This window comes from Aeromicrobium sp. PFPM2_SD2 (assembly GCF_057364525.1).
On the sequence record NZ_JBNFNZ010000639.1, the window covers coordinates 1 to 1,013 of the forward strand.

A 1,013-nucleotide genomic window follows, 5' to 3' on the forward strand; every position below is an offset into this window, starting at 1 on the left:
GATGGCCACCGCGCTGGCCGACGTCGCCGCGGCCCGTCGCGACTACCTCGACGAGTCCGGCGGCCGCTACGTGCACGTCATCGCCGACGGCTCCATCGGCCGCAGCGGCGACATCGCCAAGGCCATCGCCTGCGGCGCGGACGCGGTCATGATCGGCTCGCCGTTCGCGCGTGCCACCGAGGCCCCCGGCCGCGGCTTCCACTGGGGAGCCGAGGCCTGGCACTCGGACCTGCCGCGCGGCGAGCGGGTCGAGATCGGCACGGTCGGCCCGCTCGAGTCGGTGCTGTTCGGCCCGTCGTCGGTCCCCGACGGCACGATGAACCTCATGGGCGCGCTGCGCCGGGCCATGGCCACGACCGGCTACACGGAGCTCAAGGAGTTCCAGCGGGTCGAGGTCGTCGTCGCGTGAGCGAGGGACGCCCGGCCACCCACGGCGTCCGACTCGAGCACGTCGACTACGAGCACCCTGACGCCGTCCTGCTCCGTGCCGAGCAGTACGCGTTCGGCAACGCGCTGTACGCCGACCACCCGGCGTCGGCGAACCGCTCCGGCTCGGAGGGCATGGACCCGGCCAGCATCCTGCACACGGTCGTGGCCTACCTCGGCGACGAGCCGGTCGGTCACGTCTGCCTGCGCCGCATGGACGGCCCGATGGACGGGGAGCTGGAGCTCAAGCGGATGTTCGTCCGCGAGGGGCACCGCGGTGCCGGCATCGCCGACGCGCTGCTGGCCGACGTCGAGCAGGCCGCGCGGGCCACGGGCGCGCCGCGCGTCGTCATCCACACCGGCGACCGACAGGTCGCGGCGCTGCGGTTCTACGAGCGGCACGGCTACACGCCGATCGACGTCTACTGGCCCTACCAGGACGTGACCTACTCGCTCTGCTTCGAGAAGGTCCTGTGAGCGAGCGGCTGCGCGTCGCCGCGGCGCAGCTCGTGTCGGCCCCCGGGCGACGTCGCGGCCCAACGTCGCCTCCGCCGTGCGGGCGGTCGAGCAGGCCGCGGCGCAGGACG

General features: G+C 73.9%; 2 protein-coding genes. Both read left to right on the plus strand.

The features are described 5' to 3' along the window. On the plus strand, positions 1–409 hold a 409-nt coding region (locus AC2W7G_RS17095; RefSeq protein WP_485869496.1), incomplete at its 5' end, for an IMP dehydrogenase. Further along, a complete protein-coding gene (locus AC2W7G_RS17100; protein ID WP_485869497.1) occupies positions 406–903 on the plus strand; it encodes a GNAT family N-acetyltransferase in 498 nt (165 codons plus the stop codon). The genes AC2W7G_RS17095 and AC2W7G_RS17100, both read left to right, overlap by 4 nt. The last annotated feature ends 110 nt before the right edge of the window (positions 904–1,013 follow it).